The organism is Streptomyces sp. NPDC015131, from assembly GCF_043079975.1.
In the GTDB taxonomy this organism is placed as follows: Bacteria; Actinomycetota; Actinomycetes; order Streptomycetales; family Streptomycetaceae; genus Streptomyces.
Map to the genome: position 1 here is coordinate 96,411 of NZ_JBIBVB010000006.1, position 22,933 is coordinate 119,343.

24 protein-coding genes and 2 pseudogenes are annotated in these 22,933 nt (G+C 70.6%); 9 read left to right on the forward strand and 17 right to left on the reverse strand.

The genetic code is table 11. The annotated features are described in order from the left end of the window. Window positions 1–73 precede the first annotated feature (73 nt). From ACF08D_RS23660 to ACF08D_RS23690, 7 genes and pseudogenes are all read right to left on the reverse strand, one after another. A pseudogene (locus ACF08D_RS23660) lies at window positions 74–337 on the reverse strand (hypothetical protein); the annotation flags it as partial. A 350-nt stretch (window positions 338–687) separates the two neighbouring features. Next, a complete protein-coding gene (locus tag ACF08D_RS23665) occupies window positions 688–1,779 on the reverse strand; it encodes a DNA cytosine methyltransferase (protein ID WP_392224926.1) in 1,092 nt (363 codons plus the stop codon). Beyond that, window positions 1,776–2,528 (reverse strand): MAE_28990/MAE_18760 family HEPN-like nuclease, encoded by a 753-nt coding sequence (locus tag ACF08D_RS23670; protein WP_389659274.1) that lies wholly within the window; start codon window positions 2,526–2,528, stop codon window positions 1,776–1,778. The genes ACF08D_RS23665 and ACF08D_RS23670 overlap by 4 nt, the downstream gene beginning before the upstream one ends. Continuing rightward, window positions 2,525–3,598: a DUF262 domain-containing protein gene (locus tag ACF08D_RS23675; RefSeq protein ID WP_392224929.1), complete on the reverse strand. Its 1,074-nt coding sequence runs from the start codon at window positions 3,596–3,598 to the stop codon at window positions 2,525–2,527. Before ACF08D_RS23675 ends, ACF08D_RS23670 begins: the two co-directional genes overlap by 4 nt. Window positions 3,599–4,283: 685 nt before the next feature. Next, window positions 4,284–4,949: a GntR family transcriptional regulator gene (locus ACF08D_RS23680; RefSeq protein ID WP_392224930.1), complete on the reverse strand. Its 666-nt coding sequence runs from the start codon at window positions 4,947–4,949 to the stop codon at window positions 4,284–4,286. 8 nt (window positions 4,950–4,957) lie between these two features. After that, window positions 4,958–5,182 (reverse strand): hypothetical protein, encoded by a 225-nt coding sequence (locus ACF08D_RS23685; protein ID WP_392224932.1) that lies wholly within the window; start codon window positions 5,180–5,182, stop codon window positions 4,958–4,960. Between the two features lie 376 nt (window positions 5,183–5,558). Next, window positions 5,559–5,836 (reverse strand): annotated as a pseudogene (locus ACF08D_RS23690) (hypothetical protein). A gap of 78 nt (window positions 5,837–5,914) precedes the next feature. Between ACF08D_RS23690 and ACF08D_RS23695 the strand changes: the two are divergent. After that, window positions 5,915–6,670, forward strand: coding sequence for a GntR family transcriptional regulator (locus ACF08D_RS23695; protein ID WP_392224934.1), 756 nt, complete (start codon window positions 5,915–5,917; stop codon window positions 6,668–6,670). 62 nt (window positions 6,671–6,732) lie between these two features. Next, window positions 6,733–7,095 (forward strand): hypothetical protein, encoded by a 363-nt coding sequence (locus ACF08D_RS23700; protein WP_392224935.1) that lies wholly within the window; start codon window positions 6,733–6,735, stop codon window positions 7,093–7,095. Window positions 7,096–7,408: 313 nt separating this feature from the next. Here the strand turns inward: ACF08D_RS23700 and ACF08D_RS23705 are convergent, their stop codons facing one another. Beyond that, entirely contained in the window at window positions 7,409–8,221 is an 813-nt protein-coding gene (locus ACF08D_RS23705; protein ID WP_392224936.1) for a DUF6551 family protein, read from the reverse strand. A gap of 217 nt (window positions 8,222–8,438) precedes the next feature. Then, a complete protein-coding gene (locus ACF08D_RS23710) occupies window positions 8,439–9,830 on the reverse strand; it encodes an NAD(P)/FAD-dependent oxidoreductase (protein ID WP_392224938.1) in 1,392 nt (463 codons plus the stop codon). Window positions 9,831–9,889: 59 nt separating this feature from the next. On the opposite strand from ACF08D_RS23710, the gene ACF08D_RS23715 reads away from it, so the two are divergent. Beyond that, the gene (locus ACF08D_RS23715; protein ID WP_392224940.1) at window positions 9,890–10,717 is read left to right on the forward strand and encodes an aminoglycoside phosphotransferase family protein; all 828 of its coding nucleotides are present in this window, start codon (window positions 9,890–9,892) and stop codon (window positions 10,715–10,717) included. Window positions 10,718–10,776: 59 nt separating this feature from the next. Beyond that, window positions 10,777–11,250 (forward strand): GNAT family N-acetyltransferase, encoded by a 474-nt coding sequence (locus tag ACF08D_RS23720; protein WP_392224942.1) that lies wholly within the window; start codon window positions 10,777–10,779, stop codon window positions 11,248–11,250. On the opposite strand, the gene ACF08D_RS23725 is transcribed toward ACF08D_RS23720, so the two are convergent. From ACF08D_RS23725 to ACF08D_RS23735, 3 genes are all read right to left on the reverse strand, one after another. Continuing rightward, the gene (locus tag ACF08D_RS23725) at window positions 11,247–12,140 is read right to left on the reverse strand and encodes a hypothetical protein (protein ID WP_392224944.1); all 894 of its coding nucleotides are present in this window, start codon (window positions 12,138–12,140) and stop codon (window positions 11,247–11,249) included. The two genes, ACF08D_RS23720 and ACF08D_RS23725, sit on opposite strands and share 4 nt — an antisense overlap. A gap of 108 nt (window positions 12,141–12,248) precedes the next feature. Beyond that, complete coding sequence (locus tag ACF08D_RS23730; protein WP_392224946.1) at window positions 12,249–13,247, reverse strand: zinc-binding dehydrogenase; 999 nt, start codon at window positions 13,245–13,247, stop codon at window positions 12,249–12,251. 93 nt (window positions 13,248–13,340) lie between these two features. Further along, on the reverse strand, window positions 13,341–13,841 hold the full coding sequence (locus ACF08D_RS23735) for a hypothetical protein (RefSeq protein WP_392225582.1): 501 nt from the start codon (window positions 13,839–13,841) through the stop codon (window positions 13,341–13,343). A 119-nt stretch (window positions 13,842–13,960) separates the two neighbouring features. On the opposite strand from ACF08D_RS23735, the gene ACF08D_RS23740 reads away from it, so the two are divergent. Next, window positions 13,961–14,569 carry a Uma2 family endonuclease gene (locus ACF08D_RS23740; protein ID WP_392224948.1) on the forward strand — a complete coding sequence of 203 codons (609 nt, stop codon included), beginning with the start codon at window positions 13,961–13,963 and terminating at the stop codon, window positions 14,567–14,569. 3 nt (window positions 14,570–14,572) lie between these two features. Here ACF08D_RS23740 and ACF08D_RS23745 read toward each other — a convergent pair whose 3' ends face one another. Both ACF08D_RS23745 and ACF08D_RS23750 read right to left on the reverse strand, forming a co-directional pair. After that, complete coding sequence (locus ACF08D_RS23745; RefSeq protein WP_392224949.1) at window positions 14,573–15,184, reverse strand: response regulator; 612 nt, start codon at window positions 15,182–15,184, stop codon at window positions 14,573–14,575. Then, a complete protein-coding gene (locus tag ACF08D_RS23750; RefSeq protein ID WP_392225583.1) occupies window positions 15,181–16,257 on the reverse strand; it encodes a sensor histidine kinase in 1,077 nt (358 codons plus the stop codon). Before ACF08D_RS23750 ends, ACF08D_RS23745 begins: the two co-directional genes overlap by 4 nt. Before the next feature lie 171 nt (window positions 16,258–16,428). Between ACF08D_RS23750 and ACF08D_RS23755 the strand changes: the two genes are divergently transcribed. Together ACF08D_RS23755 and ACF08D_RS23760 are read left to right on the forward strand one after the other, a co-directional pair. After that, window positions 16,429–17,001 carry a heme-binding protein gene (locus tag ACF08D_RS23755; RefSeq protein WP_392224952.1) on the forward strand — a complete coding sequence of 191 codons (573 nt, stop codon included), beginning with the start codon at window positions 16,429–16,431 and terminating at the stop codon, window positions 16,999–17,001. Window positions 17,002–17,021: 20 nt separating this feature from the next. Further along, window positions 17,022–18,401 (forward strand): M1 family metallopeptidase, encoded by a 1,380-nt coding sequence (locus ACF08D_RS23760; RefSeq protein WP_392224954.1) that lies wholly within the window; start codon window positions 17,022–17,024, stop codon window positions 18,399–18,401. On the opposite strand, the gene ACF08D_RS23765 is transcribed toward ACF08D_RS23760, so the two are convergent. Then, the gene (locus tag ACF08D_RS23765) at window positions 18,382–18,894 is read right to left on the reverse strand and encodes a GNAT family N-acetyltransferase (RefSeq protein WP_392224956.1); all 513 of its coding nucleotides are present in this window, start codon (window positions 18,892–18,894) and stop codon (window positions 18,382–18,384) included. The two genes, ACF08D_RS23760 and ACF08D_RS23765, sit on opposite strands and share 20 nt — an antisense overlap. 61 nt (window positions 18,895–18,955) lie before the next feature. Beyond that, window positions 18,956–19,531, reverse strand: a complete 576-nt coding sequence (locus ACF08D_RS23770) for a TerD family protein (protein WP_392224958.1) — start codon at window positions 19,529–19,531, stop codon at window positions 18,956–18,958. Window positions 19,532–19,646: 115 nt separating this feature from the next. Here ACF08D_RS23770 and arfB point away from each other — a divergent pair, with 115 nt between their 5' ends. After that, the gene (gene arfB / locus ACF08D_RS23775; protein WP_392224960.1) at window positions 19,647–20,075 is read left to right on the forward strand and encodes an alternative ribosome rescue aminoacyl-tRNA hydrolase ArfB; all 429 of its coding nucleotides are present in this window, start codon (window positions 19,647–19,649) and stop codon (window positions 20,073–20,075) included. A 292-nt stretch (window positions 20,076–20,367) separates the two neighbouring features. Here arfB and ACF08D_RS23780 read toward each other — a convergent pair whose 3' ends face one another. Then, window positions 20,368–20,868, reverse strand: a complete 501-nt coding sequence (locus ACF08D_RS23780) for a flavin reductase family protein (RefSeq protein WP_392224962.1) — start codon at window positions 20,866–20,868, stop codon at window positions 20,368–20,370. 357 nt (window positions 20,869–21,225) lie between these two features. Here ACF08D_RS23780 and cdgB point away from each other — a divergent pair, with 357 nt between their 5' ends. Continuing rightward, on the forward strand, window positions 21,226–22,914 hold the full coding sequence (gene cdgB / locus ACF08D_RS23785; protein WP_392224964.1) for a diguanylate cyclase CdgB: 1,689 nt from the start codon (window positions 21,226–21,228) through the stop codon (window positions 22,912–22,914). Window positions 22,915–22,933 lie beyond the last annotated feature (19 nt).

The following is a 22,933-nucleotide window of genomic DNA, read 5'->3' on the forward strand; positions in this document are numbered from 1 at the left end:
GGCCGCCGCCACCGCAGGAGACCGGCGAGGGCGACGACGACCACCACGGCGGAGAGACTCGGCCACTCCGTGATCAGGCGGCCTTCGGGTTCGCCGCGCTGCCGACGAGCGAGGTGACCGCGACGGCGCGGAAGGCGATGCCGTGCCGACGCTGGCCGTTGAACTCGTTCTCCCAGGGCCGGGCGATCAGGCCGGTGACGGCGACCGGGGTTCCCATGACGAGGTCGGCGGAGACGCCGGTCTCCGGGACCGTCACGGTCAGGATCTCGACCTCACCGTTGGCCGCGAACATGACGTCCACGGTCGACAGTGCGGCACCGGTCTCGGCGTCCATGGCGCGCGCCGGCACGGCGGTCCTTCCCGCCGCGCCCAGCGCGGCGCGCGCGGCCCGACGCCCGGGCCTGCGCTCCTGCCTCCGCCCCGCTCCAGCCCGACCGCCAGCCGCACGGCTAACGGCTCGGGTTGATGGGTGGTGAACCCCTCTGTGGCTGGGGCGGCCGGCTCCACGGCTCTAAGGCAGCCACTTTGGGGCGAGCCTCTAAGATCATGGCCCCAACGTCGTGCTTTACCGGGCAGGTCCACAGACTGCCCGACGCGCCGGAAGCTTACGGGGACATGATCACTCGCCCCAAAGCCGCTCCGCCGACCTCGTGAGCATCGCCCGCATCAACTCCGGCGCCCAATTGACTAGAAGAGTCGCCCGGAACGCATTGTTTCCGAACCATCCGCCCTCGTTGCATCCGCGACATGCTGCTTCAGGGTCTCTCCGATTACTTCGCCCAACCGCACGGGGACAGCATTACCGATCAGCCTCCCCAGGCGATTGAAGCGCACAGCTTCCCCTTCCTCCAGAAACTTATAGGAGCGAGGAAAGGTCTGAATCATAGCCGCTTCCCGCAAGGAAATGGCTCGATCTTGCGACGGATGGCCGAAGCGACCATTCCCGTACCCGAAGCACTGAGTCGTCATTGTGGGGGCCGGCATATCCCACTCCATGCGACCATATACGCTGGGATAAGTAGCACCAGTGCTCTTCCGATGACATGCGGAAAGTAGCTCCGGATCCCAGTCGCGCCAAGTGCCACCAGGTTTCGAAGCCTTGATTCGCCTCATGTTCATTTCGCTGAGAGAGCAGGCTGCGTGGAGTGGATCCCGAGGATGTTGCTCGCCCGCACGAATCTTAGGAAGATCAGAAATTTCATCCCGGACTGTACGAACGGGTGAATTCATCTGATCGATGCGATCCAGGCCAAGATCACCCAGCTTTGACGCGAGAAGGACCAGCCGCTTCCTTGATTGAGGAACCCCAATCTTGGTGCACTCAACGATCGACCAATGAACGTAGTAGCCCGTGAGGCTTTTCAGAAAGCGTTTGAACACGCTATGTGACGCGAGCTGAGAAACGTTCTCCATAGTTACCAGATCTGGCTGGAGATCTGCCACCAGATCCCCAAAACTGGAGACCAGCTGCCAATCCTTGCCACTCTTCTTACCACGTCCACTTTGGCTATAAGACGAGAATGGCTGGCACGGCGCACAACCGGCGAGAAGCGAAAACTCACCCCCACTCAAGTGGGGGAGAATCTCCTCAGGCGTCAACTCATTGACATCCCGCTCAATGAACTTGGCATCGTTGTTAGCTTCGTACGGGTAGCGGCATGAGGCGTCGAGATCAACACCAGCCGTAACGTTGATGCCACTCCGGACCAAACCATGAGTGAGTCCGCCGACCCCACAGAAGAGATCGACTGCAGAAATAGTCGGGTACGTACTCGTCATGGTGCACCGCCGCTTGGCCTGCAATCCGGCCGGAGAAAATTGTGGGATTCGATATGCCGAATGAAGCAGTCTATCACTTCACGCAAGTAGCCTTCGACACTGGAGGCCATCCGTCGCAGCTCCTCGACGGCCACCCCGTCCGCGCAATCGGCAAACGAGACGGAGCCGTGAGCCAGACTGTTCCGACGATCCTTGACGAGCTTCAGGGGTCCGAGGTCGTCTCGCATGTTGGCCTTGACGTCTCGTCGGGTCTCAGGCGTGATGGAGATCACGCACCCCAGGCGCTTGCCCATCACGAAGATTGCTTCATCGTCCCAGTTACCGCCGCCGCCGGCTTCAACGCTGAATTCCCTAACGGGTAGCTGCTGGATGATGTGTTCGCTGAGCTGCACAGCGTGCTTCAAGCGATTCTCGGGGCTCATATCTGTATGAGTTCGCGCGATGGAGCGAATCCATTCGCGTTGAAGCTCGGTATTAAGCTGGTGAGGCTGCCACCGGCCATCGTGAGCCGCAGCCTGGGTTATTGCCTCTACGCATCGCGAAACCGTTGCTTCGACGAGATTGTATAGCTGGAGGTACAGGCTGGAGTACAAGATCTTCTGCTGCGTAGCAGAGATCTTGTAAGCAGTTCCGTGGAGGCGGGGGGCGCCATCCTGTGCGGCTTTCTCTAGCTCTTCGAGTAAACCCACATAGGCGTCAACCTCTTCGAACCTTTCTTCGAAGAATGAGAGAAGGTCGCCGGCGTTCATTCCCGCACCAGCTTGTCGCGCACGAAGTTGATGCGCCTTTCAAGACGAGAGCGCGCGTTAGCGCCGTCAGACCCTGTGACCCGTGTAAAATCGGCGCCTTCCAGCCACGAGCGCACGTTCAGTTGATCGGCACCGATTTCGCGAAGCTCGGGCTTTTCCTGCAGCGCAAGGTGAGACCCAATTGCGATGGCCTCGAAACGAGCCCGCGGCGTAGCCTTTCCAGTGGGCGCCTTGCGGAATCCGTACGGGAACGCTCGTTCCACGAAATCCAGCATCTCCTGGAAACGCCGCCTATACTCGTCCAAGAGCGTCGGTCGCTCACCAAAAACGACGTTTTTCTTCTTCACATAGTCGAAGATGAAGTCAGCGGGACGGTCTCTATACTTTTCGAGTCCATCTCCGTACGCGAAGAAACGGGTCACCAGTTCTTCGTAGCCCCGTTCACTCTTACTCTTGGCGCTCATCGGAGCGAGTTCAGCGAACCGAGTATCTGTTGCGAGTTCTATTACAAGCCTCATGAACGGGCCAGCCAATGCGCCGCGACGAATCTCCGCAGTATTGGCATTCTTGCTGCCCGTGTTGATCCGCTCGAACATGTCCAATCGTGCGGCCTCGTCAGCGTGTTCGTTAAGCACAATGCCGCGGATGGAACGGTTACGGATCTTTCGCTGTCGCGATTCAGGGAGATCTTCGAAGGTGAAGTAAGACACGTTGGTGAGCTGGTCAAGCTCACCAAGGCGGTACCCCTTTAGCAGGAACTCTTCGAGAGTCCTGAGCCGCTGGGAACCGTCAACGATCTCCAGCTTGCCATCTTCCATCTCCCAGAAAAAGATGAATGGAATCGGCAGGCCCATGATCAGAGATTCGATGAACTTTGACTTCCGCTCGTGCTCCCACGTGAACTCGCGCTGATAGTCGGGCACGACATACTCGCCACTGTTCATCTTGTTCGCAAGGATTTCAACCGAATATTCGGTGATGTAGAAATCGATGCGCTTCGTCTGATCGGCGATCTGTTTCTCGGCAGCATCGCGTTCGTCGGGCGTGATCATGATGGCTTCGCTCGACATCGCTCGGTGCCTCCCCGGTGCCGTCTGCTCTCACTGATTGGCCAACATGTTGGCGCAAGTTGATGATGTCACAGGCGTCTTGCCATGCAAGAGCCCACGGCCGAACCGACCGGCTGCGGCGCCCCTCTGTAGCCCCAGGGCCACTCAGGTCTTCCGTCCTGGCGCTTCAAATTTACAATCACTGGCGACGTCGACGGCCGTGTCAGAACGAACGATATGTAGTCGCTGACAGGCAGCAGCCCTGTGAGGATGCGTGGGTGGATCAGAAGATGCCCGATGCTTGAACTTGGCTGCTGCACGCAGAGGCCCCGGGTGTCCCGGGGCCTCCGTTGGGTTGCGTCGTCACTATTGATGCTGGACACCTGGTAGCCGGGGGCTGTCCTGGCCCTCGTGAGCCGTAAGCACCGGAAACGTCAGTCTGCGACAGCGGCTTGTCGCGACGCGAAGAGTGTCCCGCAGGGCTTCGCCTAGGTCCGCGGACAGTGCTCGAAGGGCGCCCAGATCCGTCTTCTCATCGCCGAGCACGCCAGCCGCTACATCCACGAGGTCGGACGCCAGGGCGAGCTGTTCGGCTTCCAGGTGGTCAGATAGGCGGGACAGGTGGCTGTTGGGGTCGTCGGTGCTCAGGTAGCAGGGGTTGCCGTCGGGGGGTGTCCACGGAGGAGGCGGAGGCCGTTGCGGGGTGTCATCCCTCTGCACCTCCTTCCCCGGTCGTTTGGTGGGTGGTGAAGAGTGCTTCGGCGCGGTCGCCGGGGAGGACCAGGTGGGCCGCCTCGATGACGCGGCCGGTGGGGTCGGTCGAGATGCGGGTGATGGCGAGGATGGCCAGGGTCGGGGTGATGCGGAGAGTTGCGGCTTCCTCGGAGGTTGGGAGGCGGGCAGTGACCTTGTCTCGGACTTCCGCCGGCCGCTGGCGGCACCACGGCGGCTCGGCGGCGACGAGGTCGCGGGGGATGTAGATGCGGGCCAGGCTGTGTGGGGACTCCCCCTCGTGACCGATGCAGAGGAATTCAGTCAGCGGGGTGCGTGAGCGGACTTTGAGCAGGGCGGCCAGCGGGCCTTGGGCGCGGAGTTGGGTCGTGCGGACGGTCAGGTGGAGGGTGGGCGTGAGGAGGCCGCCCTCGTACGTGAGCCGCCTGACGGGGCGGCGGACGTAGTTGCCCTTGCCGTGGAGTTTGTCGATCAGCCCCTCCGTCTGGAGGAGCGCCAGGGCGTTGCGCATGGTCGGGGTGCTGACCTTGTAGTGGGAGGCGAGTTGGGATTCCGACGGGAGACGTTCGCCGGGCTTGAGGTGGCCCGTGGTGATCTGGGTCCGGAGGTCTGCGGCGATGGTGTCGCGGAGGGACGGCACGGGCTGGATCACCACCTTCTGAGGACTCGGAGTGCGACGAGTCGGGTGCGGGGGTGCAAGGTCAACTGTTCGCCCGACTCGAAGAGGAGGCGTTTGGCGCCGAGGGGCAGTTGGCGGAGGTCGGCGACTCGGCAGGGTTGGCCGCCAATCTGGATGACGTCGCCGCGCTGCACGTTGGCCGAGGTGATCTCGACGGGTCCGGCCACGGCGCCGTTCGGGATCCAGGTCTTCATGCCGTCACCTCTGCGGGGACGGGATGTGTGGCCGGCTCGTGGCAGGGGCAGGTGCACGACTCGTAGATGACGGGGATATCGACCGGGGACTTCGCCGGGGAGGGGTGGGCGCACTCGTGATGCGTGCCGATCCGGCAGGGGGTCGAGCGGTACGGCGCGGCCTGAGTCGACGGCATCAGAAGACCTCCGCCGGCATGAGGAGATGCTCGATGGCGGGCACGTACGGGCGGACCAGGACTGTCGCCTCTCCTCGAATGATGTCCGCGCGACTCGCGGCGGAGGGCGGTAAGGGCGCGTGGCGGCGGGGCGTTCGGGAGTAACGCTCCCTGGTGCGCGCGATGGCGCGGCGGATACGGTTGAGCACGCTGATCAGCTCCTATCGCTGATGGCCAGGTCCCCGGACATCGCCCGTCGCGGGGACCGCTTTGCGTACGACGGCCCACAGGGTGCGGCCGCCCAGGCTGGTGGCGAGGAGCCCGAACCGGTCTGCCGTCGCCACGACTTCCAGGACCTCCCGCCATGTTTGGCGGGGAGGGCTTCCGGCACCTCCACTTCGATCGTTGTGTGTCGTGCATGCTCCTGCGTGCGCGTGGTGAGGCCGACGGCTGACAGCCGGGCGGCGAGGGCCTCCGCGCTTACTTCTGGAGCAGGCACAAGGCAGCCTCCGTCACCGGCGATCACTTTCAGTGAAGCTAGTTAACTAAATTAGACCTAGTGGACTAGATTTTCCATATGTCTGAGCAGCCGCCCTACCTCCGTATCGCCGACGAACTGCGGCGGCGGATCGCGGAGCACGAGTGGAGTCCTGGGGACCGGCTGCCCTCGCGAGCCCAGATCGGCCAGGAGTGCGGGGTGGGCGAGAACGTCGTTCGCCGAGCCCAGGAGTTGCTGATCTCCCAGGGCGTGCTGGAGGGGCGGGCCGGGTCTGGGACCTACGTGGCCGAGCCCCGCCAGCGGGTGCGGATGGTTCGGTCCGCAGCGCGCGAGCAGCCGGATGGGTCGCCGTTTCGGGCGGACATGAAGGCCGTCGGGCGGAACGGCGGTTGGGAGAGCCGGACCGATGCGAAGGTTCCTGCGCCGGCCGAGATCGCTGCGCGGCTCGGGATCGGTGAGGGCGAGCTGTGCGTCCGGACCGTGTACGAGTTCCTTGCCGATGGGCGACCCGTACAGCTGTCGACGAGTTGGGAGCCGTACGACCTCACCGGCGGGACCCTCATCGTCCTTCCCGAGGGCGGGCCGCATGCGGGGGCCGGCGTCGTGAACCGGATGGCCAAGATCGGCGTCACCGTCAGCCACGCGGTCGAGCGGCCGGAGCCGCGGCAGGCGACCGCTGAGGAGGCTTCACTTCTCGGGATTCAGAAGGCCGCACTTGTCACTCACATCCGGCGGACCTACTACAGCGACCAGGGCCACCCCGTGGAGACTGCCGACATCATCGTCCCCGCCGCTCTCTGCGAGATCGTCTACGAGATTCCCATCAACCGCTGAGGGCACTTCAGAGGGTGCTCCCCGGCCGTACGCGCACGTCGCCGACTGGGCAACCTGGCAGCATGCATGCCATGGACCAAGCCTTGAAGACCCTGGAACGCGAGTTCCGTTCTGAGCCCGGAAGCTTCCTGCTCGGTCTGCGAAGTGATCTGGTCTGGGACCGAGCGGCCTTCTCCAGGCTGGAGAAGGCCATGCGTGCTGTGTGCGAACGCATGCAGGAGGCCGAAGATCTTCCTCGATGGCTGGCCGAGGGGTACTACCACGTTGCCACGGACGTTCCCTCGTGGACGGCACACCCCAACTTCCCTCGCCCGGAGCCGGCGGACTACTACACCGCGTGCATCGAGCGGCTAGGGGATCTAGCGGACTGGTTCTTCCGAGGGGAGCACGCTTACATGGAGCCGCACATCTGGCCGGAGCTGTAGTGCCCTCCAACCGTCGCGAGCCCCAGCGTCGTCCGCCAGCTCGGGCTGACATCCAACGCTGACATCAACGGGCCCGGACGGCGCCGTACAGCGGCATCCCTGGGTGGCCGAGGACCAGCCGACAGCGGCCCCCGGGGAAGGGCGTAGATCGAACTTGTAAAGCAGGGGTCGTCGGTTCGAACCCGACAGGGGGCTCCAGGCGAAGGGCCGGCACACGGGGGCGTTCCCCGTGTGCCGGCCCTTCGGTGTGATCAGCGTGCCGACGCGGCCGTCGGTTTCGGCGTCACGAACCCTTGAGCGCCTCGGTGGCAGGTCATCCGGCGGGGATCCGATTCTCGACCCGCCGGCCCTTGTTCCACTCGGTCAGGATCAGCTGATAGCAGGTGCTGACCCTGGAGCCCGTTCCGCTGTGCTGCGTGCCGCCCGCGGACGCCAGGGCGGTGATGTTGGCTCGCCACCGAAACGCCGGGTCCTTCTTGCCGATCTTCTCGGCCAGCGCCTTGTCGTCCACGTGGTCGCCATGCCGCCCCAGGAACATGCCGATGCCCCCGAGCAGCATCCCGTCCCAGGTGTCCTTCGTGCGCCCCCACGCCTCTTCGGCGACCTTGAGCGTGCGTTCCAGGATCGTCGGGCCGTACTGGTCGGTGATGCGGAGCACGCCCGAGACCGCGCCCACGGTGTTCGTCCCGGACGAGCCCATGGACAGGTTGCGGGCCACCAGCGCGGACTCCGTGTCGACGAAGAGAGGGAGCCCGGCGGTCAGACCGATCCTGTACTCGTCGATGGGTCGGGGCTTGCTCGATTCACGGTTCTTGATCAGGAACAGGACCGCCTCTTCCTGCTGATCGAGGTCGTGATGCACCTCGGCCACCAGTGTGTCGAGCCCCGAGACCTTGGCCGCATGCCAGCGGTGCATTCCGTCGACGATGAACCGGTCGCCATTGGCCCGCTGTGAGACGACGATGGTCCCGAGCGCTTCCGGAACCATGTTCTTGGCGATTCCCAAGGCGCGGGATTCGTTGAGAGTCCTCTGGGCCTTGTCGTCGATCTTGAGCTCTTCGACGGGAATGGAGACGCCGTGGACGACTCTGTGCTGCGGCAGTTGGTACGGGTACTTCTTGGGCATGCCTCTGCCTTCCTCACGTCGCGCTCAGGAGGGTGGCTGTTGCCAATGAAGGGGATGCGACGTTCGGGCACAGGGTACTAGCCCGAAAGGAGTACACCCCAGCATTTTTACCGTACGTCAGTTCGCTTACGGGGGCGCTTGGTTGAGGCGCCCATAGCCTGGCGGCCGGCGGGAAGACCCCGGACCGACGGCGGTCCGGGGTCCGTGTGCGCGCCGGTCAGTGGCGGCCCGAGACGCGGTCGGCCAGGGTGGCGATGCGGTCGGTGGCGGGGGTGTGCGCGGTGGCCTCGCGGCGGTCGGCGGCGCGGTAGGCGGCGTACAGGGTGTGGACGCCGAGCCAGCGGAGGGGTTCCGGTTCCCAGCGGCGGACCTTGTGGTTGACCCAGGGGAGGGTCGTGAGGTCCGTGGGGCCGGACTGGCCCGAGTCCTGCTGGATCAGGTCGCGCAGCGTGCGGGCGGCGAGGTTGGCGGTGGCGACGCCCGAGCCGACGTAGCCGCCCGCCCAGCCCAGGCCGGTCGAGCGGTCGAGGGTGACGGTGGCGCACCAGTCGCGGGGGACGCCCAGGACGCCCGACCAGGCGTGGGCGATGCCGGTGCCGGCGAGCCGGGGGAAGAAGCGGACGAGGATCTCGCGGAGCGCCTCGACGGTGGCGGGCTGGGTGCGGCCGTCGTTGTCGGTGCGGGAGCCGAAGCGGTACGGGACGCCCCGGCCGCCGAGGGCGATGCGGTCGTCGGCGGTGCGCTGGGCGTACATGTAGGCGTGGGCCATGTCGCCGAGGGTCTCGCGGCCGGTCCAGCCGATGGCGTCCCAGACGTCCCCGGGGATCGGGTCGGTCACGATCATCGAGGAGTTCATGGGGAGCCAGGTGCGCTTGAGGCCCTTGATGTTCGCGGTGAACCCCTCGGTGCAGCGCAGGACATAGGGCGCCCGGACCGTACCGTACGGAGTGACGGCGTGCTTGGGCCTGATCTCCGTGACCGGCGTCGACTCGTGGACGGTGACGCCCAGCGCCTCGACGGTCGCGGCGAGGCCCTGGACCAGCTTGGCCGGGTGGATCCGGGCGCCGTGCGGGGTCCAGGAGGAGCCGACGGCACCGGCGACGCGGACGCGCTCGGCGGTCCCGCGGGCGCCGTACAGCTCCCGGTCGGTCTGGCCGAAGGCCAGCTCCACCGCGTGGAACGCCTTCAGCCGCGCCAACTGCGCCGGGGTGTACGCGACTTCGAGGACACCGCCCTGGTGGATGTCGGCGTCGATGCCCTCGGCCGCGGCGGTCTCGACGACCTCGGTCACCGTGTCGTTCATCGCCTGCTGGAGCCGTACGGCGGCCTCGTGGCCGTGCGCCCTGGCGTAGCGGTCGCGCCCGGCGATGCCGTTGTAGAGCCAGCCGCCGTTGCGGCCGGAGGCGCCGTACCCGCAGAACTTCCCCTCCAGGACCACGATGTTGAGGAAGGGGACCGCCTTCTTCAGGTAGTACGCGGTCCACAGGCCGGTGTAGCCGCCGCCGACGATGCAGACGTCGGCCGTGGTGTCGCCGGGGAGGGGCTCCCGGGGAGCGGGGGCGCCCTCCTGGGCGTACCAGAACGATATGCCGCCGTTGACGGTGCTCATGTGGTTCCTTGGGTCCATCGTCAGTGGGTGGGTGTGGACGTTAGCGGATGGGGTGTGCGGTGATCGAGGTCCCGGCGGAGAAGGCTCCGGACGCGGGGCGGTTCCTGGAGGAGTGGGGGCTGCGGAGGACGGGGCCGGCGATGCGCGGCTGGTCGGCGCTGGTGCTTCCGGTCGTGGCACACGACGGTACGCCCGCGGCGCTGAAGCTGCAGCCGCTGGACGAGGAGAACGAGGGCGAGGCCGCCGCGCTGCGGGCCTGGGACGGGGACGGGGCGGTACGGCTGCTCCGGGACGACCCCGCCACCGGCACGCTGCTGCTGGAGCGGCTGGACGAGACCCGGCACCTGTCGGCGGTGGCGGACGCCCGGGAGGCCACGCGCCTGCTCGCCGGGCTGCTGGCGCGGCTGGTGGCCGTGCCCGCGCCGGCCGGGCTGCGGGGGCTGGACGCCATCGCCGCGGACATGCTCGACGAGGTGCCGGACGCCGTGCGGGCGGTGGCTGCCGAGGAGGACCGGCTGCTGCTGCGGGACTGCGCCGCGGCGGTACGGGAGGTGGCGGGCGAGCCGGGGGACCGGCTGCTGCACTGGGACCTGCACTTCGGCAACGTCCTCGCCGCGGACCGCGAGCCCTGGCTGGCGATCGACCCCAAGCCGCTGGCCGGCGACCCGGGCTTCGAACTGCTGCCGGCGCTGGCCAACCGGTTCGACCCGGCCGAGGTGCTGTGGCGGTTCGACCTGATGACCGAGGCGCTCGGGCTGGACCGGGCGCGGACCGTGGCCTGGACGCTGGGGCGGGTGCTCCAGGACTGCCTGTGGGACGTCGAGGACGGGGCGACGGCGCTGGAGGGGGAGCGGGTGGCCGTGGCGCGGCTGCTGCTCGCGCGGTAAGGGGTTCAGTCCCTGGACGCTGCTGGCGCGGCCGGGGGTGGGCGAGGCAGGCTGCGGTCATGATTCGTAGCGCTGTCATCGACGACGTACCCGCCCTCCACGCCATGGTCCGCGAACTCGCCGAGTACGAGAAGGCCCTCGACGAGGTCCAGGCCGGCGAGGAGGACCTGCGCGAGGCGCTGTTCGGCGAGCGGCCGGCGGCCTTCGCGCACATCGCCGAGACCGAGGACGGGCAGGTCGCGGGCTTCGCGCTGTGGTTCCTGAACTTCTCCACCTGGCGCGGGGTCCACGGCATCTACCTGGAGGACCTGTACGTCCGCCCCCACCTGCGCGGCGGCGGCCACGGCAAGGCGCTGCTGCGGGAGCTGGCGCGGATCTGCGTGGCCCGCGGCTACCAGCGCCTGGAGTGGTCCGTACTGAACTGGAACGCCCCGTCGATCGCCTTCTACGAGTCGCTGGGCGCGCGGCCGCAGGACGAGTGGACGGTGTACCGGCTGACCGACGGGGCGCTGGCGGAGCTGGGCAGCGACTAGGAGGCCGCGCAGGTGAGCGTGGGGCCGGTGAGCATCCCACCGGTGCTCTCCTGCCCCCTCGGCGTCCAGTAGCCCAGCTTGGACACGACCGTCGAGCACGCGCCCTTCTTCAGCGTGGCGCGGACCGTGACGGTGGTGGGGCGGCCCGGCTGGAGGTCGGTCAGGGCGCAGTCCAGCGCGTACATGCTCCGGGTGGTGGAGGGGGCCCGGCCGGGGAGCGGGTTGACGCAGCGCCGGTCGGCGGAGGTGAGGCGGATGCCGCTCGCCTCCTCGCCGATCAGGCCGAGGCGGGCGCTGCCGTCGCCGTCGCCGACACGCGCCACGGTGTACGTGAGCGTGGTGGTCGCGCCCGCCCGGAGCGCCCCGCCGCCCGGGGTGACGGTGATCCGGTGCGTCGGCTCGGGCCGGGCGGCGGTGAGCGTGACCGTGGCGCGCGCCCGGCCGGTCAGCTCGGTCTCCGCGGCCTCGGAGGCGACGGTGACCTCGGCGTCCACGGTGTACGTCCCGGGGCCCGGGTAGTCGGCGCGGCCGGCGAGGGTGCCGGTCGCGGCGGGCGCGTCGGCCGGACCGCCGGCGCGGTGCGCGGTCCAGGTGCCCGAGGTGCGGCACTGGGGGCGCAGCCCGGTGTGGCCCCGGCGGCAGGTCGCGGCGGCCGTCACGGTCATGGTGGCGCCCGTGCCGGTCACGCACAGGGCGATGTCGGCGTACTGGCCGTGCGGCCCGCGCAGGGTGCCGCCGGGCGCGCACTGGGTGACGGGCCCCGACGGAGCCGGTGCGGCCGGGGCCGGGGCCGCGGGCGGGGTGGCGTGGGCGGTGGTGACGGTCGCCGCCAGCAGCGCGGACAGGGTGCCCAGCGCGGCGTACAGGGTGGTGCGCGGTCTCGTGGTCATCCGTGCCTCCTCTTCGGTCGGCTTGGATGGTGCGCGAGCCGCGTGGTGGCGGGGCCCGCCCCACGCGGGTACTGCGCCGGTTCCGCTACGCCGGTTCACCCGGCGGGGTCATGGCACCAGGACCACCTTGCCCACGGTGGCGCGGTTCTCCAGGGCGCGGTGGGCCGCGGCGGCCTCGGCGAGCGGGAAGCGCTGGACGGCGGGGCGGAGGCGGCCGGCCGCGGCCTCGGCGAGGGCCTCCAGCTCCAGGGTGCGGACGGTGCCGCCGGCCCGGGCGAGCATCCGCGGCCCGAGCACCGGCTCGGACGTGATGCCGAGGGCGTCCAGCTCGCCGTCGGTGAGGGTGAGGGGCGCGCCGTCGAGCAGCCCGGCGCCCGCCCAGCCGTACACCAGGTGCTGTCCGCCCTTCCCGAGGAGGTCCACGGCGGCGCGGGCGGTGGTGCCCCCGACGGCGTCCAGCAGCACCGTGGCCCGGGCGCCGCCGAGCCGGGCGCGGACCTCCGCGGGCCAGCCGGGGCGGGTGTAGTCGACGGCGATGTCGGCGCCGTTCTCCCGGACGCGCGCGGTCTTCTCCGGCCCGCCCGCGAGGCCGACGACGGTGGCTCCGGCGTTCTTGGCGTACTGGACGAGGAGGGTGCCGATGCCGCCGGCCGCGGCGGTGACCACGGCGACGCTCTCCGGTCCGAGCTCGGTGAACCGGAGGATGCCGAGGGCGGTGCGCCCGGTGCCGATCATGGCGACCGCCTCGGCGTCCCCGAGGGCGCCGGGCGTCTCGTGGAGCCGGTCGGCGTCGGTGACGGCGCGCTCGGCGTAGCCGCCCGGCGCCATGCCGAGGTGGGCGACGACCCGCTTGCCCAGCCAGCCCGGGTCGGTGCCCTCGCCGAGCGCGTCCACCGTGCCGGCGACCTCGCGGCCCGGGACGGTGGGCAGGGCGACGGGCGCCGGGTACAGGCCGGTCCCGCCCTCGCGCAGCGCGGTGTCGAGGACGTGGACCCCGGCGGCGGCGACGGCCACGCGGACCTGGCCGGGGCCGGGCGCGGGGTCGGGGACCTCCTCGTACACGAGGTTCTCGGCGGGGCCGAAGGCGTGCAGGCGGATTGCGCGCATGGCGGGCTCTCCCTCGATCGGGGCGGTGGAACCGGTCGGGAACAGCCTTCGACCTCAAGCGCGATCGAGGTCAAGCGGAGCGGTCGCGGACCTTCACGGCACGCGCGGGAATCGCGACTGGAGCGTCCAGATCGCCGGGTTGTCCGCCAAGCCCTCGTGCATGTCGGTGAGGTCGGCGATCAGGTCGTGCAGGAAGTCCCGGGCCTCCCGGCGCAGGGCCGCGTGGCCGAAGGTGAGCGGGGGCTCCTCGGCCGGCATCCAGTCCGCCTCCACGTCCACCCAGCCGAAGCGGCGCTCGAACAGCATCCGGTCGGCCGACTCGGTGAAGTCCAGCTCCGCGTACTGCGGCCGGGCCGCCCGGCTGCCGGCCGGGTCGCGGTCCAGCCGCTCGGCGATGTCGCACAGCGCCCACGCGAAGTCCAGCACCGGCACCCAGCCCCAGGCGGTCGAGATCTCCCGGTCGGCCTTGGTGTCGGCGACGTACACGTCTCCGCAGAACAGGTCGTGCCGCAGCGCGTGGACGTCCGCGAGGCGGTAGTCCGTCTGCGGCGGGTCCGGGAAGCGGCGGGAGAGGGAGTAGCCGATGTCGAGCACGTGGTCGATGGTCCCACGGCCGGGAGGGGCGCTCACACGTGCGAGTGAACGATGCCCGGTGGCCCGTACGGGGCGCGTCCTGCTCTGAGAGCGTCGCTCCGTGTCGAAGGAGGTCCGCCGTGGCACTGCCCGTCCCCGACGAGTCGCTCGACTATCCGGCGCTGGTCCTGTCCGCGAAGGACCGCATCCCCGGCATGACGGTCGAGGGAGCCTTCGAGATGTTCGGCGCGGTGGCCCCGGAGGGATGGCGGGTGGAACTGGTCGAGGGGGACATCCATGTGTCGCCGCCCTCCGACGGCGAGCACGCGGAGATCGTCGCCGGGCTCACCGGCCAGATGTGGGACCACGACAGAAGCCTCAGGTGCTACACCCGCCTCGGGCTGCTCCTGCCGGAGCGGGCTGTCAGCGGCCGGGTCCAGCCCGACCTCGTCCTCGCGCCCAAGGGCAGCTTCGCCGACCAGGCCGAGTACCACGACCCCTCGCCCGTCCTGCTGGTCGCCGAGGTCACCTCCCGCTCCACCGCCGGCAACGACCGGGTGAAGAAGATCCGCGGGTACGCCCGCGCGGGCATCCCCGTGTACCTGCTCATCGACCGCGCCACCGAGCAGGCGGTCGTGTGCACCGAGCCGTCCGGCGAGGACTACGGCACCAAGGCGGCGTACAAGCTCGGCGAGGTGGTGCCCCTGCCCGCGCCGCTGGGCTTCGCCCTGGACACCGGGGCGTTCTGAGGCTCAGCCCAGCAGGCGCCGCTCCTTCGCCACCGCCACGGCGCCCGCGCGGGTGTCGACGCCCAGCTTCGCGTAGATCCGGCCCAGGTGGGTCTTGACCGTCGCCTCGCTGATGAACAGCGCCCGGGCGATCTCGCGGTTGCCCAGCCCCCGCGCCAGCTGGCCCAGGATGTCCAGCTCGCGGGCCGTGAGCGCGGGCGACGCGGCGGCGGCCGTACGGCGGGCGGCGACCGGCGCGGACAGCGCCGTACGGCCCTCGGCGGCGGCGTGGATCGCGGCGAACAGCTCCTCGGGGCGCTCGGCCTTCAGCAGATAGCCGGTCGCGCCGGCCCCGATCGCCCGGGTGACGTCGGCGTCCGTGTCGTACGTGGTGAGCACCAGCACCCGCACCCCGGTCGGCGCGATCCGGCGGGTGGCCTCCACGCCGTCGATGCCGTCCCCGAGCTGAAGGTCCATCAGCACCACGTCCGGCGCCAGCTTCGCCGCCATCGCGACGGCCTCCTCCCCGCTGCCCGCCTCGCCCGCCACCTCGATGCCGGGCGCGCTGCCGAGGAGCGCGCGGAGCCCGGCGCGTACGACGGCGTGGTCGTCGCACAGCAGGATGCGGACGGTCACCGGGGCTCCTCCAGGGGGACCGACACGGACAGCACCGTGCCCTCGCCGGGCGCCGACTCGACGGTCAGCGTGCCGCCCAGCTGCTCGGCGCGGGCCCCGATCGCGGGCAGCCCGTGGCCGCGCGGGCCCGACGGCGCCACGGCCGCCGGGTCGAAGCCGCGCCCGTCGTCGGCGACGTCCAGCACGACCTGGTCGTCCAGGTAGGTGAGGGTCAGCGCGGCGGACGTCGCGCCCGCGTGCTCCCGTACGTTCGCCAGGGCGCCCTGCGCGATCCGCAGCAGCGCCGCGCCCACCCGGTCGGGCAGCGGCACGGGCCGGCCGTCCACCCGGAAGGCGACCGGCACACCGGGCGGTGTCGCACCGGAGCCCCCGGCCGCCAGCGCGCGCAGCGCCTCCTCCAGGCCGCCGCCCCCGGCGAGCCCGGCCGGCGCCAGGTCGTGCACGAAACGGCGGGCCTCGTCCAGGCTGTGCTCGGCGATCGAGGCGGCGGTACGGACATGGTCGCGGGCCGCGCCCGGATCGCTGTCCCAGGTGCGGTCGACGGCCTGGAGCAGCATCCGCTGGCTGGACAGGCCCTGCGTGAGGCTGTCGTGGATCTCCATGGACAGCCGCTGCCGCTCCGCGAGGGCGCCCTCCCGGCGCTCGGTGGCCGCCAGCCGCTCCGCCTGCCGCCCGGTGTGCAGGAACACGGCGGTCGCGATGGCCGCGACGGCGGGCGGCGCGACCAGCACGTTCGGGTCCAGGGCGCCGTCCGCCAGCCGCAGCTGGGCGGCCACCACGAACACCGTCAGCAGCGCGACCAGCACCAGCGCCGCGCGCGGGCGCAGCGTACGCAGCCCGGTGTAGAACAGCGGCACCGCGCACCACGCGAAGCTCGGCGCCAGCACCACCAGCACCATCCACACCGCGACGACCGCGCACAGCCACACCCGCCGCCGGGGCACCGGCAGCACGTACAGCACCGCCAGCGCCACCGACAGCGCCACCACCCACGGGCCCAGCTCCAGCCACGGATGGCGCAGCAGGAACCGCGCCAGCGAGGCCCCCAGCAGCGCGAAGAACGCGACGTGCATCACCCGGGCCGGCCGGCGGGCGTCGGGGTCCTGCTCCACGTCCACCCTCCTCGTCCACCGTCCACCGTCCACGTACGGGACCACGCGTCCCATCCTCGCCCGCCCCCGGCCCCGCGGCATCAACCGATCGGCTGACCCCGGCCCCCCGTACCCGGGCCCACGATCGAGGGCATGACGAAGCACCCGAAGCACAAGACGTCCCTGCGCACCCGCCTCCTCACCGGAGCCGTCGCCGTCGCCGCGCTCGCCGCGGGCACCGCCGGAGCCGTGTCCGCGACCGCCGCCGAACCGGCCCCCCGCACCGCCCAGGCACCCGCCGCCACCGCCCAGGCCCGCGACCTCACCCAGTCCACCCACCTGAGCATCGACGCCGCCACCCGCGCGGCCCGGGCCGCCCTGGACGCGGCCGAGAAGGAGAACCAGCGGGTCACCGTCGCCGTCGTGGACCGCAACGGCAACACCGTCGTCACCCTCCGCGGCGACGGCGCCGGACCGCAGTCCTACGAGTCGGCCGTCCGCAAGGCGTTCACCGCCGTGTCCTGGAACGCCCCCACCTCCGAGCTGGCCGGGCGCCTGGAGTCGGCGCCCAACCTCAAGGACATCCCCGGCACCCTGTTCCTCGCCGGCGGCGCGCCCGTCACCGCCAAGGGCGCCCCGGTCGCGGGCATCGGCGTGGCCGGCGCCCCCAGCGGCGCCCTGGACGAGAAGTTCGCCCGGGCGGGCGTGGCCGCGCTCGGCCGCTGATCCCGCCCTACGATCACGGGGTGGACCCCCGCCCGCGCGCCGTCGCCGCCGCGCTCCTCGCCACGCTGCTCACCGCCGCTCTCGGCGGCTGCACCGGCGAGGACGCGCGCGGCCCGGCGGGCGCGGCCGGGCTGGGCGACCCGTACTTCCCGGGCCTCGGCAACGGCGGCTACGACGTACGCCACTACGCCCTGACCCTCGCCTACGCGCCGGACACCGGCCGCCTCACCGGCACCGCCGACATCACCGCCCGCGCCACCCAGGACCTCGGCAGCTTCAACCTCGACCTCACCGGCCTCACCGTCCACTCCGCCACCGTCGACGGCCGGCCCGCCGCCGTCCACCGCTCCGGCGCCGAGCTGACCCTGCGCCCCGCCGAACCCCTCGCCGACGGCGCCGGCTTCCGCGCCGTCGTCCGCTACTCGGGCGTCCCCGCCACCCTCACCGACTCCGAGGGCGCCCGCGAGGGGTGGCTGCGGACCACCGACGGGGCGGTCGCCCTCGGCCAGCCGACCGGCTCCACGGCCTGGTTCCCCGGCAACCACCACCCGTCCGACAAGGCCACGTACACCCTGACCGTCACCGTCCCCGCGGGCTTGAAGGCCGTCTCCAACGGCGAGCCGTCCCCGCCCCGCACCAGCGGCGGGCGCACCACCTACACCTGGCGCTCGGCCGAACCGATGGCCGGCTACCTCGCCACCCTCGCCATCGGCCGGTACGAGACGAGGAGCACCCGCACCCCGGACGGCATCCCCGTCCACACCGCCGCCCGGGGCAGGCCCCCGCTCCTCGACCGCGTCCCGGGGCTGCTGGAGTGGTCCGAGGGCGTCTTCGGCCCGTACCCCTTCTCCTCCGCGGGCGCGATCTCCGACCCCCTCGTGGACGTCCAGTACGCGCTGGAGACGCAGACCAGGCCGTTCTTCGACAAGAACACCCTCACCGAGCCCACGCTGGTCCACGAGCTGGCCCACCAGTGGTACGGGAACTCCGTCTCGCCCGAGTCCTGGCGGGACATGTGGCTGAACGAGGGCTTCGCCACGTACGCGGAGTGGCTCCACGCCGAGGACGCCGACGGCACACCCGCAGCGGGGAGCTTCGCGGAGGCGTTCGCCGACGAGGAGAACTGGGCCTTCCCGCCCGCCGCGCCGCCCACCCCGGACGACCTCTCGGGGCCGCCCGTGTACGGCCGGGGCGCGATGGTCCTCCACCAGGTGCGCCAGGCCCTCGGCGACGACGCCTTCTTCCGCGTCCTGCGCGGCTGGGCGGCGGAGCACCGGCACGGCAACGCCTCGACACGGGACTTCACCGCGTACGTCGAGAAGGCGGCGGGCAGGGACCTGTCCGGCCTCTGGGACGTCTGGCTCTACGGCGAGGGCCGCCCTACAGACCCTTCCGCATGACCACGCAGTCCCGGCCGCGCCGCCGGTCCGGACGGCGGTCGATCTCCTCGTAGCCCAGGGCCTCCCAGAAGCCGATGGCCTTGGTGTTGTTCTCCAGCACCGCGAGCCGCACGCCCCGGCGGCCCTCCGCGCGGAACCGCTTCTCGACGATCTCGGCCAGCTCGCGCCCGAAGCCGGTGCGGTGCTCACGGGCGTGGACCATCAGCAGCCCGATCCACGGGTCCGGGTCGTCCGGCTCGGGGTGGTGCGCCCGGGTCACCGAGATCCCGATGACATGACCGGCCGAACGGGCCAGCAGCACCTCGGTGTCCGGGTGGGACAGCTCCTCCGCGAGCGAGGCGGCCACCTGCTCGGGCCGGATGTCGTCCGGGTCCGGGAAGTCCCCGCTGAGCTGCGCGAACTCGCGGTTCGACGCGTACAGCCCGGTCAGCTCGGTGAGCAGCGGCCCGGGCAGGTCACCGCCGCGGGCGGTCTCCAGCGGTTCGACGATCATGCGGAAAACACTAGGGCCCCGGCGCGGAGTCCGCCGCCGGGGCCACTGAGCGTGCCGTACGTCAGATGTTGACGCCGAAGTCGCGGGCGATGCCCTCCAGGCCGGAGGCGTACCCCTGGCCGACGGCGCGGAACTTCCACTCGGCGCCGTTGCGGTACAGCTCGCCGAAGACCATGGCGGTCTCGGTGGCGGCGTCCTCGCTCAGGTCGTAGCGGGCGATCTCGGCGCCGCCGGCCTGGTTGACGATGCGGATGTACGCGTTGCGCACCTGGCCGAAGTTCTGCGAGCGGCTGACCGCGTCGTAGATGGAGACCGGGAAGACGATCTTGTCCACGTCGGCCGGCAGGCCGGCCAGGTTGACGTTGATCTGCTCGTCGTCGCCGCCGCCCTCGCCGGTGCGGTTGTCACCGGTGTGGACGATGGTCTGGTCCGGGGTGGACTTGTTGTTGAAGAACACGAAGTGCGCGTCGGAGGCGACCTTGCCGGCCGCGTCCACGCCGATCGCGGACGCGTCGAGGTCGAAGTCGGTGCCGGTGGTCGTACGGACGTCCCAGCCGAGGCCCACAGTGACGGCGGTCAGACCCGGCGCCTCCTTGGTCAGCGAGACGTTGCCGCCCTTGGACAGGCTTACAGCCATGGAAAGTCCCTTTCTCGAACCCAGCGTCACCCGCCATAACGCACGGCGGGTCCGACTGGTTCCACGTCCGGAAAACGGGGTGACGTGACCGTGTTCCGACAGGGACCATGGAGACATGTCCGGTCCCTATGTCATCCGCGGTTCGGTCTCCCTGCCCGAGGCCGAGCTGATGTGGCGTTTCTCCAGGTCGTCCGGGCCGGGCGGGCAGCACGTCAACACCAGTGACTCGCAGGTGGAGCTGCGCTTCGACCTGGCGCGTACGGAGGCGTTGCCGCCGGTCTGGAAGGCGCGGGCGCTGGAGCGCCTGGCGTCGCGGCTGGTGGGCGGGGTGCTGGTGGTCCGCGCCTCGGAGCACCGCTCGCAGTGGCGGAACCGGGAGACGGCGGCGGTGCGGCTGGCGTCGCTGCTGGCCGAGGCGACGGCGCCGCCGCCGAAGCCGCGGCGTGCGACGAAGGTGCCGCGGGGGATCAATGAGCGGCGGCTGCGGGAGAAGAAGCAGCGGGCGGAGACGAAGAGGGGCCGGTCGTCCCGGGACTGGTCCTGACCGGCGGTCCGACGCGACCCGCAGTCGGCGACGCGCCGGGGTGGGGCCGTGCAGGGTCGCCCCCGCAGCGGTGGGCGGCGTCGCACGGTGACCGGACCGGTCGGGTACCCCGCCGACCGCGAGGAGGTGAGCCCGGAGGGGCCCCGCCCCCCACGCACCCGCAGGGTCCCGAGGGCACCGCCCTGGTGGGCACCGTCCGCAAAGGGCACCGCCCCGGTCCGTTGTGCCCACCCGTTCCGCCCCAGCGGAACGTATGCCCACAACGGAACAGGCCCGGCCCGCCGCCCCCCTTTCAGGACAGGTGGCGGTAGGTGCCGCGGAAGTACGTCAGGGGTGAACCCTCCGTCGTCGGGAAGCCGACCTCCAGGACTCGCGCCACCACCAGGGTGTGGTCGCCCGCCGGGACGCGCTGTTCCGTGCGGCACTCCAGGGTCGCCAGCGCACCGTCCACCAGCAGCGCGCCGCTTGTCGCGCCCCGCCGGGTGGGGAGGTCCGCGAAGAGGAGCCGGTCGCTGACCCGGCCCTTCATCGCGAAGCGGCCGGCGATCTGACGCTGGCCCTCCGCGAGGATCGAGACGCCCCACAGCGGCTGCTCGGCGAGCAGGTCGTCCATCCGGGAGCCGTCCCGCAGACTGACCAGCACCAGGGGCGGGTCCAGCGAGACCGACAGGAAGCCCGTCGCGGTCATGCCGACGTCCTCCCCGCGCGGGCCCTCGTCCGGGTCGTGCGCGGTGACCAGCACCACTCCGGCGGCCAGCCGGGCCATCGCGGCCCGGAACTCGTCGTTGCTCACCCCCTCAGCATGGGGGACGGCGGGGGCGGGGGAACGGGTCGTCGGCAACACACCGGGAACGCTAGCCCGGCGCCCGCGCCCGCCGCATCGGACCAGGGGACCAGCCACGGGTCCTAGGACCGGAGCGGATCGTGTGCTCATACTGGGCGTTCACAACGTGTTAAGCGACCGGTTACCGGCGGTTCGAGCCCGAAGCCGACGCAACATCATCTTTTGTGATCTGAGTCACAGAGAGAAGGTTTTGTTGACCCTCTGTACCTGGGGCACAGCTCGCTGTGATTCAGTGGCGGTGACAGTGCAACACGAGCGCCGATGAGAACCCTGGAGTTGCTGTCGAGGTCTCGGGGAGAGCGAGCAATGGAGACCGAGTCGGAGCCGTACGTCCGTCTTGCGACCCTGCGGCAGCTGCATCAGGTCGTCGCCAACCTCAACACGGCCCGGAGCCTGGCCGACACGCTCCAGACCGTCGCCGACGGAGTGATCGCCGGGCTCGGCTACGAGCTGGCCTGTGTGAACCTCGTACGCCCCGACGGTGACCTCGTCGTCGCCGCCTTCGCCGGCAGCCCCGCCGCCGAGGCGCTGATCACCGGCCGGGTCGGCTCCCGCGCCTCCTGGGAGCGCCGCCTGAGCATGGGCGAGTCCTGGGGCGAGCTGCGCTTCATCCCGCACACCGAGGGCTGGGTCCTGATAGAGGACGACGTGCCCCAGTGGCACACCGACGGCCCCGAGCCGCGCTTCGAGGACGAGTGGCACCCCCGGGACCGGCTCTACGCCCCGATGTACGCCTCCGGCAGCGGCCGCGAGCTGCTCGGCGTGATCTCCGTCGACCGGCCGCGCAACGGCCGCCGCCCCGGCCCCTGGGGCCAGGAGGCGCTCCAGATGTACGCCTCCCAGGCCGCCATCGCCATCAGCAACGCCCGGCTCCGGGCGAACATGCAGCGGGCCCTGGTCCGGCTGGAGCGCGAGCAGCAGGCCCTGCGCGCCAGCGAGGAGTCGTTCCGCCAGGCGTTCGAGTACGCGCCCTCGGGCATGGCGATCGCCGAGATGGGCGGCGACCAGCACGGCAGGCTGCTGCGCGCCAACGACGCCCTGTGCCGGCTGCTGGGCCGCCCGGCCTCCGTGATGCGGCGGTACTCCTTCGCCGACCTCGTCCACCCGGAGGACATCGGCACCCTGCTGCGCACCTCCGCCGAGGGCGGCCGCGCCGAGCTGCGCCTGGCCCGCCGCGACGGCACGTACGTCTGGGTCTCCCTGCGCAACTCCGTGGTCGCCGACACCGCCGACGGGCCGCGCTTCCTGCTCACCCATGTCGAGGACATCGAGGAGCGCAAGCGCCACGAGCTGCAGCTGGCCCACCGCGCCTCGCACGACGCGCTGACCGGCCTGCCGAACAGCGCCGAGCTGCGCGCCCGCCTCAGCGCCCGGCTGTGCTCCCGGCCCCACGCGGTCCGCTCGTCGTCCGGGACGCACGAGGTGGACAGCTACGACAGCGGCTATGAGAGCGGTTACGGCTACGAGGGCGCGTACGAGTACGGGGAGCCGGCCTACCGGGGCGACGGCTTCGACTTCGCCGCCCGCGCGGAGGGCGGGGCGGCCTACGACCACCATGTGCACGCGGTGGCGCCGGACGCCGAGGCTGACGACGGGACGAAGGGCCTCGCCGTGCTCTTCTGCGACCTGGACGGATTCAAGTCGATCAACGACCGGTTCGGGCACCACACGGGTGACGCGGTCCTCATCGAGGTGGCCCGGCGGCTGACGGCCGGGGTGCGGGACGGGGACACGGTGGCCCGGCTCGGCGGTGACGAGTTCGTGGTCCTCGCCGACGGGCTGGGCGCGGCCGACGCGGCCGACCTGGCCGTACGCCTCCGGAACGCGATCATCCCGCCGATCCGGGTGGACGGCCGGGCGGTGCGGGTGGGGGCGAGTTTCGGGATCGGCTGGGCGGAGTGCGGAATGTCCGTCGAAGAGGTCCTGAACTCCGCTGACCAGCGCATGTACATCGAGAAGCGCTCCCGCTCGAAGGTTCACCGCCGGGCCGGGTGAGCCGTTCGGGGTAGGCTCG